Source organism: Pullulanibacillus pueri, from assembly GCF_014639255.1.
Taxonomy (GTDB): Bacteria; Bacillota; Bacilli; order Bacillales; family Sporolactobacillaceae; genus Pullulanibacillus; species Pullulanibacillus pueri.
On sequence record NZ_BMFV01000035.1, the window covers coordinates 1 to 17,859 of the forward strand.

Sequence of the window (17,859 nt, forward strand, 5' to 3'; positions counted from 1 at the left end):
ATTTCTAAGAAGATTATCGCATGAGTGATCTATAATTTCCTACGTGTAATTTATTTGACGCTTACAATTCGCCATGCTATTGAACTTGCCTGGAACCGAGGAGATAAAGAGGCAATGGCACCTATCCTTGGCTCTGCAGTCATACAAGGAAACGCAAAGCCAACAAATAGCGAATACCTGCACCTCATTGCTGATTATATAAGAAGAAACTTAAAAGAAAGATAAAGTGGGACATGGGGTCAGGAACCATGTCCCACTATCTATTAGAGGTATTATAAGTGTCTATAAATTCAGGTACCTGTCACCACTGGGATTTGTCGAACAATGTTGGGAGTGCAGGCACTACAATAAAAATGATTAGGACTGGTGAATGCTTTTTCGTGTCCTTGTTAGTAAATAAAAGGTGTGTCAAAATGATTACGGTCAATGAATTTTGTATTTGTTACTCCCACGATATGTATGGCGTAGTAGACTTTATACTGCGCAATAAATAATTTCGTTTTGGAAGGATCGTAATTTAAGGAAATCAAGGCAATGTGGTCTTGTAAGTTTTCCAAAATTAGAATAGATGGGAATAAAAAGGAATTGGTAATAACTATGTCGAATTATGTATTTATAATCTGTTTAAGGAGGCAAAAAATGACTGAATCAGTATCGTGGATTCGAAATATGTATACAGGTCCGGGTGGTGGAGTATATAAGGTCCAGATTCGAATCCTTATAGGGCAATACATCCACTATGGCCACTATTTGCTATTGAACTTCGTAAAATGGGGAAGCAAAATGAAGCAAAAATGATTGAAAAAGCTTTAAGAAATGCTGGGTTGAAATTTAATCTTATCTCTACATTATACCGTGTAGTTTTTATTATTTAAATACTATTGTTCAGTAAAATATACTGTTGAAAAATTACGGAGACGATTATGTTTTTAAGTGATCGTATATTCACGGTTGAACGAATGAACTAAATCTAAAAAGGAGGAGTTTACATTTGATAGAGAAGATTGACATAAAGAACTTTGGTTCTTTTAAAGATTATGAATGGAAAAGAAATGTAGGTAATGATGACAATTCTATTTTTAAAGACCTAAATATAATTTATGGAAGAAATTATTCCGGGAAAACAACCTTATCTCGTATTTTTCAATGTGTTGAGTATGGAGAAATCCATGATGATTATCTTGATTCAGAATTTAGTTTTCATCTTAATGATGGTACGGAAATTACACATGATGATCTAGAACATATTAAAGAAAATATCACAATGAGGGTATATAATACAGATTTTGTAAAAACAAATCTTAGTTGGTTTTTTAACGATGATGGAACCATTCAGCCCTTTACAATTTTAGGAGAACAAAATGTTGAGATTGAAAAACAATTATTAAAACTTAAAGAGAAGTTAGGAAGTGTGGGAGATAGTAAAGGGTTGTATTTTGAGTTACATAAAATAAATGAGGATTTTGAATCAAAACTAAATAAGGCAAAGGAAACTCAAAATAAATTAGATAAGAAGTTAAAGGGGAAAGCCCAAGATATTAAGAATACTGGAGATATTTATAACAAACCTACTTATAACATTACATCAATTAAAAGGGACTTAGATTTAATACGTAAGAACGGGATTTCTTCATTTATCCTTGATAAGGATAGTAAAACTTTAAATGAAAGGTTATTAAGAGAAGAAGCCAAAACCACTATACCTAAAATATCGAAAATAAAAAAGAATTTCGCAGAATACATAGAAAAAACTAATGCATTACTTACTAAAAAAATAAAACCTAGTAAACCAATTACAGAATTAATTAATGATAATTTGCTACAAGAATGGGTTAGAGAAGGGATGAAGCATCATAAAGGTAAAAGAGATACTTGTGGATTTTGTGGCAGTATATTAAATCAGGATTTATGGGAAAAGTTAGGGGCACATTTTGATGAGGAATCCGATAGTCTAAGAAATCAAATAACCATCCATTTAAAAACAATAGAAAATTTAAGGTTAGAAATAACGAATTATATAACTCTTAATAAGAATAACTTTTATGTTCAACTCCATGATTCACTTGATAAACTGGTTAGAGAATGGGAAATGGGTGTAAAAGAATTTGAAGAGAATTTAAACAAACAAATATCTGAACTAAAAGAGAGAGAAAAAGACATATTTAATGAAAAAGAACTTATAAAGGTTTCATTAGATTTTAATACAGCATTAAATACAAAGATTGAAAGTCTTAATAAGCTTATTAAGAATAATAATGATAAAACACAAAATCTTAATAGCGACCAAGAGAAAGCAAGAAAAGAACTATTAATGGATAATGTTGCTGATTTTTATAATACGATACAATATGATGAAGAAATTAATAGCATCAATAGATTAGAAGGAGAATTCCAGCAAGTCAAATCATTAAGTGTTGAGAAGAGAGAAGAAATAGAACAGGTACTAAGCGAAAAAAGAGATTTAGAAATTCAAATTCAAGATGAAAGTAGAGGGGCAGAATTAGTTAATACTCATTTAACTAATTTCTTTGGACATGAGGAACTTAAATTGGTTTCCGAAGGAGAATCACCTAATGTTAAATTTAAAATAATTAGGGATTCAGAAGAAGCTAAAAATTTAAGTGAGGGAGAATGCAGTCTAATATCATTTTGCTATTTTATGGCACAAATAGAAGATGAAATAAATGCAGACCGTAGTAAGGAAAAACTAATAGTATATATAGATGATCCCATTTCAAGTTTAGATGGAAATCATATTTTTTATATGTTTAGTTTAATAGAAAGTATCATAGCAAAAAGAAAAAAATATTTACAAATGTTTATTTCTACACATAATTTAGATTTTCTTAAATACCTTAAAAGATTAACAAAACCAAATGGAGATGGAAGTATAAACCATTTTCTTATTGAAAGAAGACTGAGACAAAATGATAGTAAAAGTTTTTTAGGTAAAATGCCAGTCCATTTAAAAGAATATGTAACTGAATTTAACTACTTGTTTAATGAAATTTATAACCTTTATAAAGAGGTAAAGGGTGACAGAAAGCAACTTTTAAAGAACACATATAATCAATTTTATAATATACCTAACAATATAAGAAAATTTCTTGAATGTTATTTGTTTTATAAATACCCAAATACTTCAACTCCACTAGAAAATTTACCGCAAATGTTTAATGGCAATGTACCCCCTCTATTAAATAGAGTAATAAATGAATATTCTCATTTGGTCTACCTTGACAGAGGTTGGAAACCTGTTGATGTAGATGAGATGGAAATGTGTGTTGAAATTATTATCAAACGACTTGAAGAAATTGACCCAGAACAATTTAATTCATTACTAGATAGTATTGGAGTAAAACCGAAAGAAGAGATTGGAGTTTAGGTTACTTCAAAATCTATAAAAAAATATCATTAGAGCAATCTTGTTTTAAAAAAACAGGCACTTTACTTTGAAAACACTATAGAAACCTCTATAGGGTATTAGTTGAACTAGGACTGTTATACTATCTGGATTTTCTGCTGCACAGTACAACTCTATTATGAAATAGAAGATTATAGTCCACAATCTTGCGCGATTACAGAAAGCTATAAGCCTAGTTCTCGGTAAAAATATGAGGATTAGGCTTTTAAATTTACTATCTCTAAATTTTCCAGTGGTAAATGCTTTGACAATAAGCGGTAAATTCCGTGGCAACTGGTGGTGAAAAGCATGGCAAATTGCCTATTCCCTCTCACTAGCTGGATGCAATGGTGTTTAGCAATAGGGTATCAACTGAAACATTAAATATGGAAGTCATTTGCTTTAAGGTTCTAAAGAGGGTCCATTTCTTCCCCGTTCATAATAGCCATATGCGCTATTTACCTCACTTGATAATGCCTCATGCTAGATTTCAATCTTCATTCTGTTTTTTAAACTTTATGTAGCGTAATATGTCTAAGATCTCTTTTTTTACCTCTTCAGGCGATCCGGGGATTTCATTAAAGGCTGTTTGTATTTCAGGATCAGTGATAATCTCCAGAAGTCTTTGATCAACATTTTTATCTTGTAGGTAGGTATGACCACTTAAAATATAATCGATAGAGACATCAAAAAATTGTGCGAATGTTTGAAGCATATCATAATCGGCTTGATTAACATCAGTCTCGTATTTTGCATAAGTTGCTCTTTTGATGCCTAATTGATCAGAGAGTGCTTCCTGAGATAAGCCAACTTTGTTTCTCAAGTGTTTAAGTCTTTCTCCAACAGTCATGACTGTTTTCTCCTTTAATATTATTTGTCCCCATTTTAAAATAGATGTGAATAAAAATCACATAATGATATAATAAATCACAAAATATATTGACTTAATTTTATAGTGTGATAATATATCACTATAAAAGATTGAAGTTAAAGGCAAGGAGTGTCATTCCTTGAAAAATCATTGGTTAGTGATGCAGCGAAACAACAAAGAGTACACACAAGCACAAGTTGCGAGACTCTCAGGAATAGAGAGATCGTACTACACAAAGATTGAGAATGGGACGATGCCGAGTGTAAAAGTCGCACAAAGGATTGCTAAAGTCTTAAACTTCGATTGGACTCTTTTTTTTGTAGAAAACCGTGACAAAACATCACGAAAACAAAAAAGACCGTTTGAATGATAGGGATAACTAATGAATTTAAAGGGCGGTGAGGGTGAATGGTTATTTAAGTATTTTGATTAGAAGTGGTTTGTAAAGTAAATGTCAGTCTTCCCAACAAGAAAGTCCTCATGAAATAGTTTTAAAACTTCGTATTCATAAAATCCTCATCTATGAATTTCAAACACTTTCTCTATTAAATCTAATATTAAATGAATTAAGTGCTTATAAATAGCTTTGCAATTAAAAACAAACATTTATATAGAAACTTAAAGGGGGTGGTTTTTTCTTAGAACATAGTTTGTTCATATTAATATTTATGGGGGGAGTTTGAGAAAATCTATAGGGCTTTTAGCAACAATTATATTAGTGTTGATGACTGTCTTGGTTGGATGTTCAATTTCGAGCTCTGGCAGTTCTAAGGGGAAATCTGGTGCTATAACTGTAACCTTTTGGTACAGTGCAACGGGTAAAGATGAAGATGGGATCAAGAATGTCATAAATCATGAAAACATTCAAGTCAAGGGAACTTATGTGGCCACTGATGAAACAAATGATGATAAGCTGCTACAGCTCCTGCAGGTGGTAACTCGCCTGATATTGCTTTTTTGATCGGTTTAAAGTTGCCTCATGGGCGAATCAAGGTTCGTTGACGGATCTAAGTGATTATGCTGAAAAAGATAGCGTAACAAAAGATCAATATTATCCATTTGCATGGGATGAATCTAGTTATAATGGGAAGCTATATGCGATCCCTATTTCAGCAGGTGATCGATTGCTGTTTTACAATAAGGACGAATTTAAGGAAGCTGGGCTTGACCTGAATAAGCCACCAACGACGATGGATCAACTAGAAGAATATCCGGACAAGCTGACTAAAAAAGACGGAAGTCGCTTCAAGCAACTTGGGTTTGCACCATGGTTAGGCCAGGGCTGGTTGTATACATGGGGATGGGAATCCAGCAAATGGGGAAAAGTATTCCTGAAGATATTGGCATTGTAGACTTTGACGGTATAACCCTTGGAGAAATAATCCATCCAGAATTGACGACAATGTCCCAGCCGATTTATGATATAGGGCTTTTGGCTGCACGTATGCTAATTAAACGAATAGAAAACAAATCTTTAGATAAGGCATTCTATGAAATGCCAATAAAGCTAACTAAAAGACAAACAACAAGGTAAATGAGAAAGGAAATCCAATCTATGAATCATCCGAAAATCACTGTTATTGGAAGTATAAATATGGATTTTATTACGAATACATCAATCATTCCCGATGAAGGGGTCACTGTTTTTGGGGACTCCTTTTCAACAAAGCCAGGCGGCAAGGGGGCGAATCAAGCTATTGCTGCTGCAAGGCTTGGCGCACAGGTAAGAATGATTGGATGCGTTGGTAACGATGTGTTTCGGAAGGAAATTATAGACCGTTTTATTGATGAAGGTGTTTTTTTTGAAAATGCGGAACCGGTTACACAAATCTCAACCGGTGTTGCCAATATTACTGTTTTTCGTGGCGACAATCGTATCATTGTTATTCCTGGGGCAAATAAACAACTAACCCCTGATAAGATTCTAGCTAAAAAGGAATGCATAGCAACGAGTGATGTTATTCTTTTACAACTTGAGATTCCCTTTGAAACGGTTGAGACAGCTATTCACCTAGCTGATCAATATGGTGTCAAAGTTATATTAAATCCTGCTCCTGCTACATTCTTACCCGAATCATTATTGAGCAAAGTCAGTTACATAACACCAAACGAATTTGAGTTATCAAAAATATTGGAAAGAGGTACAAAGTCTGATGAATCAATGGAAAATTTAATTAGAGAAATAGGAACTTCGTGCATTGTTACGAAAGGAGGGGATGGTGTTTATTATTTAAATGATTATGATTTAGTCCATGTCCCTGGGTTTGATGTGGACGTCGTTGATACGACAGGAGCTGGCGATGCCTTCAATGGAGCTTTTGCTGTAGCCATAGGGTCGGGTTATTCTCTGGAAAAGGCATGCGAGTTTGCCAATGTTGTAGGAGCACTGACTGTGCAGAAAAATGGAGCACAGCCTGGGATGCCGACATTACAGGATATTAATCAATTTTTGAAAGAACAGGGCGTGGAAGTTCCTATATTACAAGATGGTGAACCTATTTAAGAATTAAATAATCTCTTTAAGGAGGTGCTGCTATTTGATGAAAGAGCTTTCGTGTTATCGATAAAAAGGAGGAGAAATTTTATGATTATTACATTGGGTTGTGACCATGCTGGCTTTCCTCTTAAAAGTAAGTTGATGGAACACTTACACTCAAAAGGACATCAGGTAATTGACCATGGAAGCTATACTCCTGAACCGGTGGATTTTCCAGATATAGCAAAAAAAGTTTGTAGTTCTATTAAACACGGAGAATCAGAACGGGGGATCATGGTGTGTGGAACAGGAGTTGGAGCAAGTATAGCAGCCAATAAAATCCCTGAAATTCGTGCTGCTCTTTGCCATGATATTCATTCAGCTCACCAATGTGTTGAACATGATAATGTAAATGTCATGTGTTTAGGAGCAAAAATTATTGGCGAATGGTTAGCCTACGATTTAATTGATGCATTTTTGAATGCAGAGTTTAGTACAGAACCAGAATTTAGACGCAGAGTTGAAAAATTAAATTTAATGGAATTAGAAGCTGAAAAAGAATTAAAAGAAAAATAGTTGTAATTACCAGCCATAGAAAAGACTTATTACTTATTTTGTAACAAAGGCTTTCACAATGCAAATTTACATTAGGAGTGGAAGAAATGTTTAATAATAAAAAAGTAAAGTTTTTAAGCGTAATGCTGGTTTGTATAATGTTAATTTTAGGGTCAACAGGTTGTTCTAATCAATCTTCATCGAAAGATGGAGGCTCAACAAATAAAAAGGAAAAAACTGAAATAGTATTTTGGCATAACTGGGAGACGGGCCCATCTGGCGAATCAATAAAAAAGTCTGTTGAAAAGTTTAACGAAACTCACCCAAATATAGAAGTTAAACCAGTATATGTGGCTCCCGATGGAGGAGACTCAGTAAGTTCAAAATTACTTACTGCTGTCGCAGGTGGAAATCCTCCGGATGTCATGTTGGCTAGTAGATATGGAATCGCGGAATACAAGGATGCTATTACACCCGTTACAGATCTTGCAAAGGAAGATAATATTACTAAAGACATGTTTTATCCATGGGCGTGGGGAGAAGCAACATATGAGGATGAATTGCTTGCATTGCCATATGATGGAACATCAAGAGCTCTATTTTACAACAAAGACCATTTCAGGGAAGCGGGGTTAGACCCTGAAAACCCGCCAACAACTATCGATGGATTGGAAAAAGCGGCAGAGAAATTAACTAAGAAAAAAGACGGTAATTATACTAGATTTGGTTTAATTCCATGGTTTGGAGAAGGATGGCTCTATACATGGGGGTGGGCTTTTGGTGGTAAATTTGTAGATGGAAATGGAACTGTAACCGCCAATGATCCTAAAATTGTTAACGCTTTAAAATGGGAAACGAATTTTGCGAAAAAGTATGGCATTCAAGACGTTACGAGTTTTGTCAGTTCAGCCGGTTCAAATGCCACAAATCCTTTTATGACTGGTCAGTTGTCTATGATGATAAGTGGCAACTGGATGCTGTCACAAATTGAGGAATATGCACCGGATCTCGATTATGGTGTCAGTTATATTCCCACTCCAACAGGGGATGATTTTACGACGTTTGTAGGGGGGCGTGTCCTTTTAATACCAAAAGGGGTTAAACACTTAGATGCTTCATGGGAGTTTGTTAAGTGGATGTGCGCAAATGAAGAAGGTCAAAGCTTTAAGAAAATAACAGGAGAATTTGCTGCAATGCCCGATGTTAATGAGAAACTTTACGGAGATGATCCTCAGCAAAAAAAGTTTTTAGAGGTACTACCAAATGGTAAACACCGTCCCGTTGTGCTGGCTGGAAATATGATGTGGGATGAATTGGCGAAAGCGCCGGATCTTGTAATGAATGGGAAGGGAACACCACAGGGCATATTGGATGATATAAATGAAAAGATTAATAAGGAGATTAAAAGTAAGAAAGCAAAAGCTAATTAAAGAAGGAGAAGGTGATTTTTTCCCTTCTCCTCCATAAAAAGGGGTTGTGTTGGGTGTCGAGTCATACAAACCTTTCATCGAAAGAAAAAGTAAATATAAAAAAAGGCACGTCTAAAAAGAAATATTTAAGTACAGAAAGCAGAAGGGCGAGGGCGGGGTATCTATTTGCACTTCCTTGGATATTTGGTCTTCTTGCCTTTTTTGCATATCCGTTACTTAGTTCAATCTATTATAGTTTTACAAACTATAATATTATTAGTGAAACTCAATGGATTGGCCTTGATAATTATATTGCTTTATTCAAAGATGATCTGTTTTGGAAAGGTATTAGTAATACACTATTGTTTGCTTTAATGCAAGTCCCACTGAGTATATTGGTAGGTGTCAGTCTGGCAATTTTGTTGAACATACCTTTAATAGCTCAAGGCGTATTTAGAACAGTTTTTTTTCTTCCGTCTTTATTGCCTTTAATTGCAACAACAATCTTATGGCAATGGCTTTTAAATCCTCAATTCGGGCTTGTTAATTCCTTGTTAGGAAAAATAGGCATAGATGGTCCTGCTTGGCTGGGTAGTCCTGTGTGGTCAAAACCATCTTTAGTAATTATGACACTTTGGGTATTAGGAAATGCTGTCTTAATCTACTTAGCGGGTTTACAGGATATCTCTCAAGAATACTATGAGGCGTCAGAAATTGATGGTGCAAACTGGTTTCAAAAGGCTTGGAATATAACATTACCTCTGTTAACACCAGTTATCTTTTTTAACATGATAATGGGAGTAATAAATGCTTTACAAGAATTCACTTTACCGTATGCCTTGACATATGGTACAGGAAACCCGGCTGAATCACTTCTATTTTACAGTATGTATTTGTATAATAATGCTTTTATGTATATGAAAATGGGTTATGCTGCCGCAATGGCTTGGATCTTATTTATTGTTGTCATGGTAGTAACATTAATCTTATTTAAAACCTCTGGTAGATGGGTATTTTACCAGGGCGACGAATGAGGTGTGGATTACTTGAAAAACTACTCTACTTTCAGAAAGATACTTATATATGTTGTGCTAATTGTTTTTGGTATAGGTTTTGTTCTCCCCTTTTTTTGGATGATATCAACATCCCTAAAGCCGCTTACACAATTATTTGTTCATCCACCCGTATGGATACCCCACCCATTGAATTGGGGGAACTATGTTCATGCAGTTACTGAAATTGAGTTTTTTACTCAATTCAAAAATTCGATTATAATATCAGGTCTTTCTACAATAGGGGTGATCATCTCTTGTCCTCTTGCTGGGTATAGTTTTGCTAGGCTGAAATGGAAGTGGAGAGATATACTTTTCATAATCACTTTAGCTGTTATGATGGTTCCCTTTCCGGTGACAATGGTCCCCCTTTTTATTATCTGGTCAAAGGTAAATTTGGTGGGCACATTTTTGCCACTCATTATACCAACTTTCTTTGGAGTACCGTTTTTCATCTTCTTAATGCGCCAGTTTTTCAAGCAATTGCCAAAGGATTTGGAAGATGCCGCAAGAATAGATGGTTGTAATGAATTTGGAATATACTTTAAAATTATGCTTCCTTTATGTCAGCCCGCCCTTTTAACAATTGGGTTGTTTCAATTCATGATGTCTTGGAATGATTTCTTAGGACCATTAATTTATCTAAATGATGAAACTTCATACACTTTGCAATTGGGATTACAACAATTTAGGCAGGCTCAAGATACTGCCTGGGGGCCACTAATGGCAGCATCCGTTTTAATAGCACTTCCAGTAATTCTCTTATATTTCTTCGTTCAAAAGAGATTTGTTAAGGGCATCACCTTTGGCGGTGTCAAGGGTTGAATATATACCAATATAATAAAGGAGAGTGTTAGTAATGAGTAATGAAAGTTTAAGAGAAAAGTTCTTTGGGTGTATTGCTGGTGTTCATATTGGATCTGCAATGGGGGCTGCTGTTGAGGGCTGGGATTATCAAAAAATAGAAGAACGCTATGGGACTTTGCAGGAATTATTAAAATATGAACACTACAACAATGGATGGGTCAGAGAACCTGGAACAACCGAAGATGGTGTGGAAAGACAAAAACTTATGATTACGGCAATGATCGAAAAGCAAGATCGTGTTAATGCTGAAGATGTTAAAAGCATCTGGATTAGAGACATTAAACCAGAGTCAGCAGGAATGGTGTCTGAACCATTTGAAGCAACCCTACTTGCTATGGCGAAAAGTGGAATCCCAGCTGTGGATTTAGGTAAATACTGTGATTACGCTGGCCTAAATAGTATGGCTCGTGCTTGTCATCCTATTGGTTTAATAAATGCTGGAGACCCTAGTGGTGCTCTAGCAGATGTATTGGAAGTTGGACAACTGTATCAATCAAGTAATAGTAGAGGATTAAAATGGGCATCTGTGACAGCGGTATCAATAGCTTCTGCTACTAAGCCTGGGGCGACAGTTGACAGCGTAATTGGAGATATTTATGATCTATGTGATCAAGACCGCGTTGTAAAGGAAATTGACAGAGAACTAAAACATACCGCTCATTGTAAGGATTTTAGGGAGTTAAGAGAAGCATTTGATAGTGTCTATTCAGGTCGAGGAATGGACTATGCGTTCGCATGGGCAAATGAAGTAGTGACAAAAGGTATTTGTATTTTTAAAATGGTTGACGGCAATTTAAAAGATGCAATGGTATCGGCTGTTAATATGGGAAGAGATGTTGATTGCATTACAGCTGTGGCATCCGGAATATCGGGTTCTCTTACAGGTGCTTCATCTATTCCAGAAGAATGGATCAAGCAAACGGACTATGCTACAAGCTTAAACAAATATACAAATTCCCAAAGAACTCTACGAGAACATTCAGATGGTTTATTCAATGCATATCAATCCAGACTTACGAACATGAAAGAATTTGCGGAAAAAATGTTAGTTGAGCAAAAGGCCTAATAAGTAATGGGCATCCGCTATTCAAAGTGGAGGGATGATTCACTTTTTCGGTCACATACAATTTTCCACTATTAGTTACTTTGGTAACTAAAGCTGGGAGTTGACTGCCACCCCGAGTGAACTTATTCGTTGGATTAAGTTCGCTCGGGGTATTCTATATCATAGAAATAGTTGAACATTTTCATGTGTATGTAACATTGGCAAACGCTGTGTCGGACAACAATGTATATGATTCGTGGCTCCTTTCAATGTGATATTGTGCTGTCACGGATATAAGGTCGATACAAACACATGAGTTTAATAACTTTATATCATGCTACGAAACTTACTGACACGCCTTCTAATGGTTTCTTTGTGTAAGAACTAAGAAAAATATTTCATGCCTGTGCTATGGAATCGCTTGCCTATCCGGAATATTGCCAACGACAAAAAACTATAAAAATCATCAAATGATGAGCAAGTTTAGTTAAATAATTCTATATTTATTGTGTTAACTCAACTTTCGGACCCTGAAATAGGCAAGTAAACCTTAATATAGTGAGATAACCTGCATCCATTGTTGGAGTTGACTTTTCAGTAGCTTGTTAATCTTTATATTACAGTTTTTAAGGGCATTTCAAGAAGCTCGAGTAACTGTTGTAGCTGGAGAAAATGATTCTGGAAAAAGTACAATTGGTAAATTAATTTATTTGGTTATTAGAGGATTATCGAAATATAAGGAGGAATTTGAGGCTGATCGAATTGAGTTATTAATTAATTTAACTGATCGAATTTATTTTGAAGTAAGAGGAAATATTGGTGTCCTGAGGTGAAAAGTTGATGCTGCTTCTCTAGATCTATCACAATATTCAATTTCCACACCCTTTTTAACGACACTATCCAACGTAAAAAGAGAAATTTCCACCGTCTATAGACGGTAAAAAGAGGTTTTTCGACAACTTTTTTGGTGCGGTGCCTTTCGGCCTTAAAAAACGCTGCTTCATGGAGAGACAGAGGGACAGGCACCTTGTCCCACTTTAATGCCATATGGGGTCCACCGAACCAGTCGGCAGCAAATATCAACTAAATAATATAACCAAAAGCAAGCACTTCCTTGTTATATGTGGAGGTGCTTGCTTTTTTTCTGAAAGACCTTACAAGCGAGGAAACGTTGTATATAATCTTAATTAACAATCATTCGTTGCATTCAGGTAAGTTAATTAAATATAAAAGGGCTTTCAGCTCTAAGGTGTGTAAAATAAATTCAGGTGCCTGTTACCACCGGAATTATGCTGAATAATATTTAGGAACACTGGTTCTTGCTGTTGTGTATCTGTGTTAAAATGAATTTAGCAACTACATAAAGTGGACATTGTACCAGTAAATAACAGACGCTTGCCATTGGATTATTTTGTTTAATTAATGTTACTCCACGATATGTAATGCGGAGTAGACTTTATACTGCGTAATAAAAAAGAGGGTATTAAGAACTGAAGCGAAGAAAATGGCAAGCGACAAGTACACTCCTAAATATGCTCCATTACAGTTTTTGAAAGTGGAAAACTGGTTTTCACCATCATGTATGGGCCGGAAATAGAATGTAATGGTGAGTAGAAAGAATAGTGATAAAAGCTGATTTGAAGAGATACTTAAATATGTTACAAGGTTTAGCAAATTAATAGATAACAGTATTACAATATACGAGGCTTTACAGAACATTAAATATGGAAAAATATATAATATCTGCATCTCAAAGACAATTTGTTTTTTATGGGGTATGAAGCAAATAGAAAAAACTATGGGGTTCCATTTTGTTGGATTAAGCTATTGACACATTTCTGTTCTAGAACGTTGACGATACTAATGTAACCAAGGATATATACATCTGTAATTTTTTGGCTGGGATTACTTTGGGTAATAGAGAACAGGCAGATAGTGTGAATATGAATTAAGCAAGATTGATGTGAAGATTACAAAAACACAGTACTTGATGGGCAGCAGAGATTAACATATCTTTTCCCTTCATTTTGGGAAATGCTCATATCAGTCAGAAACACGCAAGAAAGAAAATTACGGTGGTATTGTTATCAAAATTCTTATTGAACTTATTTGGAAGGATTGTTTAAACTTATGGCTTATAAGAATGCAAATCAAAATATGGCAATTGATAATATTGAAACTGAATTTGATTTTGAGGAAGTGGAAGGTCTCTTATCAAAACAGTTGGAAGAAAGCTTTTCTGATTTAGAGCTACTGGAAAAAGATAGAGCAACCATTTCTGATCCTGATTCTTTAGGAAAAGTAGTCTTGGATGAAGTTTGGAAACAGTTTGGGAACCAAATTGGACTCGACGTGACAAATGAGACATTAATTCAAAAATATGATAGAGAGCATCCTGAGCAGTATAAGGATATTGCTGATTCGGTTATGAAAGACAAACGATACAAAGATGCCAATAAGGCAATGAGGGATCAACAACAAGCTGGAAATTTAAAGGATAAGTACACAGGAAAAGACTTAAAGCCTAGTGAAAAAGCTAATCTAGACCATGTAGTAACTAGAAAAGAACTATTTGAAAATCAAAGAAGAAAGCAAGCAAATTTAGATGTGGCTGACCTTGCTAACAAAGCAGAAAATCTAAAGCCGACAAACGAATCATTGAATAAGAGTAAAGGTGCCAAGAGCAACAAAGAGTATGTAAAAACCCGGGAGACTAGGGAAAAATCACTTATTGAACAAAACGAAAAGGCGAATAAAAAAGTCGATGAATCAAACAAATCAGATGTTGAAAAACGTTTGCAAAAAGAAAAAAATGACAAACGTTTGAACGATAAGCTTGCTGCTGATGACAATCTTATGATGCAAAACGATAAAGGAGCAAGAAAAGCAATTAATAAAGATATTCGAGTTAATGCAGCAAAAGAAACCGGGAAAAAAGCTGGAAAAGATGCTCTAAAGACTATGGCCATCTCAGCACTTTTTTCGTTGTTGAAAGAAATCATGAATGGTCTAATCCGTTTTTTAAAAGGAAAATCTAAGTCGTTTAAAGGATTTTTATCTGAAATGAAGGAATCGGTAAAATCCTTCTTTTCCAAAATTTTAAGTGTTGTTCAGACCGGAGCATCAACATTAATTGGTACAATTATATCTGAAATCTTCGGACCTATTGTAAGTCTTTTTAAGAAATTGGCAAGTTTAATTAAGCAAGGGATATCTTCTGTTATTGAAGCAGTTAATTATCTTCGAGATAAGAGGAATAAGGATAAGCCGTTTACCGTGAAGGTAGCACAAGTTGGGAAAATAATAACAGTTGGATTAGTTGGTGGTAGTGCGATTTTCTTAGGGGAGGTTTTCGAAAAATTCTTAATAACAGTTCCTGGCATGCAAATTGAGATACCACTGATTGGAACTCTTGCTAATATGATTGGCTTATTTTTATCAAGTTTAGTTTCTGGATTAATTGGAGCAATAGTTTTAAATCTTATCAATAAGTTTATTGCCAAAAAGTTAAAAGAAGAACAGGACCAACAAATTATCGATAAGAAAAATGGGATTTTAAATCTTCAACAAGTACAACTTTCTGTAGCTGAAAATCGTGTAGTAGCATTGAAAGAAAATTTCATGAGCGGAATTTCAGAGAATCATGCATTAGCGAAGGACGTAATGCGACAATCGCTTAATAAGATATTTGAGGATGATAATGCTAATAATGAGGATGATACCGCTAATAATTCTGAAAATAGGAAAAATATTAGTGGAAATCAGAGTGATTTAGCTCGTATTCAAAATGATTTAGAAGACTTACTTTGAGGTGATGAGAAGTGTTGGATATAAGGGAGAGAGAGCAAACTCAAAATAATGAGCAGAAAGGAAATGTGACCACTAGCTCCAATGTTTTCAATGAAAAGAAAAACGAGCTAAAGGCATTCAGTGAGAAATTGCCTAAAGAAGCAGAGTTACCTAGTGTCCCAATTTCGGGAGGGTTATTTGGGTGGTTTAATTATGATGTGACGGGTAGTGACTTAAATAGGCTAACTGAAAGTATTCAAGATAAAATGATTGAGCAGAATAAAGTACTTGTTAGAACGATTCAAGAGTTTAATACTATTTACGATACATTTTCTGCATTAGATCAAGAGTACATTCAGGGAATTTTAGTCTCATTGAAAGCAGCTGAAGAAGCTAATTCAAAAGCATTAAAAGGAATTGAGGGCGTTCAAGAAAATCAGAATGAGATTAAACAAATCATTAATCAACAAAAACAGGTAATTCAAGTTCTGAATAACTTTAAAGAAAAGATTGAGAAGATAGAACACTTGGCAGATGTGGATAAAATTTTTGTTGTCTTTACTACAATGCAAAGTAATGTTAAAGAAATCGATGCAAAGATAGAAGCTCAAGAACTGAGAGTAACTGACCTGACTGATAAAATGAAAGCATTGTTATCGTCACAGTCATTTTTTCAAGATAATTTGAATCACCTAAAAGCAAATCAAGTTAAGCAATTTCAAACAGTGAAGCAATTGGTTTCAAATCAAAATGAAAGTATTTCTAAAATCGAAGAAATAAGCAAAGAAAACAGTACAAATATCGAAACTCTAAATAAAGAAGCTGTTATTCACGGAGAGAAACTTGGTGATCTAAAACAATTAATTCAGGTTGATATCCAGACCTTATCTGAAAAAGTTGCTCGAAACAATTCTGAGTTTGATGCCAAACTCCATTCAACTACTAACGAAGTCACAAAAAACAAGATAAATTTTGAAAATGCTATTAAGGAACTCAAGGTTGGAATCGAGCAACAAGGAGAAAGTATGTCTGCCTATCTTGACTCTGAATTGTCTATAGCCAAAAATGAGATCACTGAGCTTAGCCTATTGACAGGAAACTTATCAAGAATTTTGAAGACTACTAAACTTATTTCATTTGCTAGTATTGCTATAACATGTGTTCTAGTGATTTTGGTGATAATTGGGGTGTTATGATGATTTCAGAAAGTTACAAACACCAGTTGATTAAAGAGGCTAAGCAGATAGATGTTACCTTAGGGCAAACGTCTAATTTTGAAAAATTAGCTCAAGAAATAACTGATGAACTGAATGATAAAGCTGTTTTAGAGTTAATAAAAAACTTAGGTATCTTAACTAAGAAACAATCCTTGCCTAAGATGGAGCAAAGGCAAGAAAAATTTATTGAGATATTATACAAATATCTAGGAGCATCAAAAGTTGATGGGCTTTTCCAAGACTTAAAAGAGTCATCAAATGTTTCACTGGATGAGCTACTTAACCAATTAAACGAACTGGTTGGTCTCGAAAATGTGAAGCAACAAGTCCGTGATTTGATTGACTATAATCGAATACAACATTTACGAGTGAAAAACGGTTTGAAGAAGTCTAACAAAACTTTGCACATGGCATTTCTTGGTAATCCGGGCACAGCCAAAACTACAGTTGCTCGTATTGTTGGGAGGATGTATAAAGCTATCGGATTATTAAGTAAAGGACAATTTATTGAAGCGAGTAGGACTGATTTAATTGCTGAGTATCAAGGACAAACGGCAATCAAGGTAAAAAGATTAATTAATCGTGCAAAAGGTGGAGTCCTATTTATTGATGAAGCGTATAGTATAACAGAGAATGACCATAGCGATAGTTATGGGAGAGAAAGTCTTACTGAGCTAACAAAGGCTCTCGAAGATTATCGCAATGACCTAGTTGTAATTGTAGCTGGATATACGAATTTAATGGAGCAATTCTTTGAATCCAACCCAGGATTAAAGTCAAGATTCAATACATTTATTTCATTTAGTAATTATTCACTCGATGAGCTTGTTCAAATATTCATTTACACCTGCAATCAAAATGACTATTTTGCCGAAGATCAAGCTATTGAAAAAGTTCGCGATTTGTTGCAAATGAAATTAAATGAAAAAGATGATCACTTTTCAAATGGTCGTCTTGTTCGGAATTTGTTTGATGATATAACGCTGAATCAGTCGAAGAGGCTGTCAAAGTTGACGGAGCATATTGCTAAAGAATCGTTGATGTTAATTACTAAAGAGGATGTTCCTCAAGATGGTGGGCTTTTTTCCATAGAGCAATAAATCAACAATCAAAAACTCAGTAATAGGAACCTTTGATGAAGGATACAAAAGTTATTATTACCTCGATTATGAAGA

Annotated in this window: 17 protein-coding genes and 1 pseudogene; 16 read left to right on the forward strand and 2 right to left on the reverse strand. The window is 34.7% G+C overall.

All coding sequences use genetic code 11. The annotated features are described in order from the left end of the window. The first annotated feature begins 54 nt into the window (after positions 1–54). The 3 genes from IEV91_RS17435 (at position 55) to IEV91_RS17445 (ending at position 3,385) form a co-directional block, all read left to right on the forward strand. Positions 55–225, forward strand: a complete 171-nt coding sequence (locus IEV91_RS17435) for a sporulation initiation factor Spo0A C-terminal domain-containing protein (RefSeq protein WP_188498717.1) — start codon at positions 55–57, stop codon at positions 223–225. 414 nt (positions 226–639) lie between these two features. Then, positions 640–798, forward strand: a complete 159-nt coding sequence (locus tag IEV91_RS17440; RefSeq protein WP_188498718.1) for a hypothetical protein — start codon at positions 640–642, stop codon at positions 796–798. Positions 799–991: 193 nt separating this feature from the next. After that, positions 992–3,385 (forward strand): AAA family ATPase, encoded by a 2,394-nt coding sequence (locus IEV91_RS17445; protein WP_188498719.1) that lies wholly within the window; start codon positions 992–994, stop codon positions 3,383–3,385. Between the two features lie 508 nt (positions 3,386–3,893). On the opposite strand, the gene IEV91_RS17450 is transcribed toward IEV91_RS17445, so the two are convergent. Continuing rightward, the gene (locus IEV91_RS17450; protein WP_188498720.1) at positions 3,894–4,253 is read right to left on the reverse strand and encodes a helix-turn-helix domain-containing protein; all 360 of its coding nucleotides are present in this window, start codon (positions 4,251–4,253) and stop codon (positions 3,894–3,896) included. A 160-nt stretch (positions 4,254–4,413) separates the two neighbouring features. On the opposite strand from IEV91_RS17450, the gene IEV91_RS17455 reads away from it, so the two are divergent. From IEV91_RS17455 to IEV91_RS17500, 10 genes and pseudogenes are all read left to right on the forward strand, one after another. Next, positions 4,414–4,644 carry a helix-turn-helix transcriptional regulator gene (locus IEV91_RS17455; protein ID WP_373284465.1) on the forward strand — a complete coding sequence of 77 codons (231 nt, stop codon included), beginning with the start codon at positions 4,414–4,416 and terminating at the stop codon, positions 4,642–4,644. Between the two features lie 309 nt (positions 4,645–4,953). After that, positions 4,954–5,235, forward strand: coding sequence for a hypothetical protein (locus IEV91_RS17460; protein WP_188498721.1), 282 nt, complete (start codon positions 4,954–4,956; stop codon positions 5,233–5,235). Between the two features lie 19 nt (positions 5,236–5,254). Next, positions 5,255–5,626 (forward strand): annotated as a pseudogene (locus IEV91_RS17465) (extracellular solute-binding protein); the annotation flags it as partial. Then, complete coding sequence (locus tag IEV91_RS17470; protein ID WP_188498723.1) at positions 5,590–5,808, forward strand: substrate-binding domain-containing protein; 219 nt, start codon at positions 5,590–5,592, stop codon at positions 5,806–5,808. The pseudogene IEV91_RS17465 and the gene IEV91_RS17470, both read left to right, overlap by 37 nt. Positions 5,809–5,829: 21 nt before the next feature. After that, positions 5,830–6,777 carry a ribokinase gene (gene rbsK / locus IEV91_RS17475; RefSeq protein WP_188498724.1) on the forward strand — a complete coding sequence of 316 codons (948 nt, stop codon included), beginning with the start codon at positions 5,830–5,832 and terminating at the stop codon, positions 6,775–6,777. A gap of 81 nt (positions 6,778–6,858) precedes the next feature. Continuing rightward, positions 6,859–7,326, forward strand: coding sequence for a ribose 5-phosphate isomerase B (gene rpiB, locus IEV91_RS17480; protein ID WP_188498725.1), 468 nt, complete (start codon positions 6,859–6,861; stop codon positions 7,324–7,326). Between the two features lie 86 nt (positions 7,327–7,412). Next, complete coding sequence (locus tag IEV91_RS17485) at positions 7,413–8,735, forward strand: ABC transporter substrate-binding protein (RefSeq protein ID WP_188498726.1); 1,323 nt, start codon at positions 7,413–7,415, stop codon at positions 8,733–8,735. Positions 8,736–8,788: 53 nt separating this feature from the next. Then, positions 8,789–9,748, forward strand: a complete 960-nt coding sequence (locus IEV91_RS17490) for a carbohydrate ABC transporter permease (protein WP_229745636.1) — start codon at positions 8,789–8,791, stop codon at positions 9,746–9,748. Between the two features lie 12 nt (positions 9,749–9,760). Next, complete coding sequence (locus tag IEV91_RS17495; RefSeq protein ID WP_229745637.1) at positions 9,761–10,591, forward strand: carbohydrate ABC transporter permease; 831 nt, start codon at positions 9,761–9,763, stop codon at positions 10,589–10,591. Between the two features lie 34 nt (positions 10,592–10,625). Continuing rightward, positions 10,626–11,699, forward strand: coding sequence for an ADP-ribosylglycohydrolase family protein (locus IEV91_RS17500; RefSeq protein WP_188498727.1), 1,074 nt, complete (start codon positions 10,626–10,628; stop codon positions 11,697–11,699). Positions 11,700–12,452: 753 nt separating this feature from the next. On the opposite strand, the gene IEV91_RS17505 is transcribed toward IEV91_RS17500, so the two are convergent. Next, a complete protein-coding gene (locus tag IEV91_RS17505; protein ID WP_188498728.1) occupies positions 12,453–12,725 on the reverse strand; it encodes a hypothetical protein in 273 nt (90 codons plus the stop codon). 1,083 nt (positions 12,726–13,808) lie between these two features. Between IEV91_RS17505 and IEV91_RS17510 the strand changes: the two genes are divergently transcribed. The 3 genes from IEV91_RS17510 to IEV91_RS17520 are packed head-to-tail and all read left to right on the forward strand — an operon-like array spanning position 13,809 to position 17,784. Beyond that, positions 13,809–15,488 carry an AI-2E family transporter gene (locus IEV91_RS17510; RefSeq protein ID WP_188498729.1) on the forward strand — a complete coding sequence of 560 codons (1,680 nt, stop codon included), beginning with the start codon at positions 13,809–13,811 and terminating at the stop codon, positions 15,486–15,488. Between the two features lie 11 nt (positions 15,489–15,499). After that, positions 15,500–16,663, forward strand: a complete 1,164-nt coding sequence (locus tag IEV91_RS17515; RefSeq protein WP_188498730.1) for a coiled-coil domain-containing protein — start codon at positions 15,500–15,502, stop codon at positions 16,661–16,663. Then, positions 16,663–17,784: an AAA family ATPase gene (locus IEV91_RS17520; protein WP_188498731.1), complete on the forward strand. Its 1,122-nt coding sequence runs from the start codon at positions 16,663–16,665 to the stop codon at positions 17,782–17,784. The genes IEV91_RS17515 and IEV91_RS17520 overlap by 1 nt, the downstream gene beginning before the upstream one ends. The last annotated feature ends 75 nt before the right edge of the window (positions 17,785–17,859 follow it).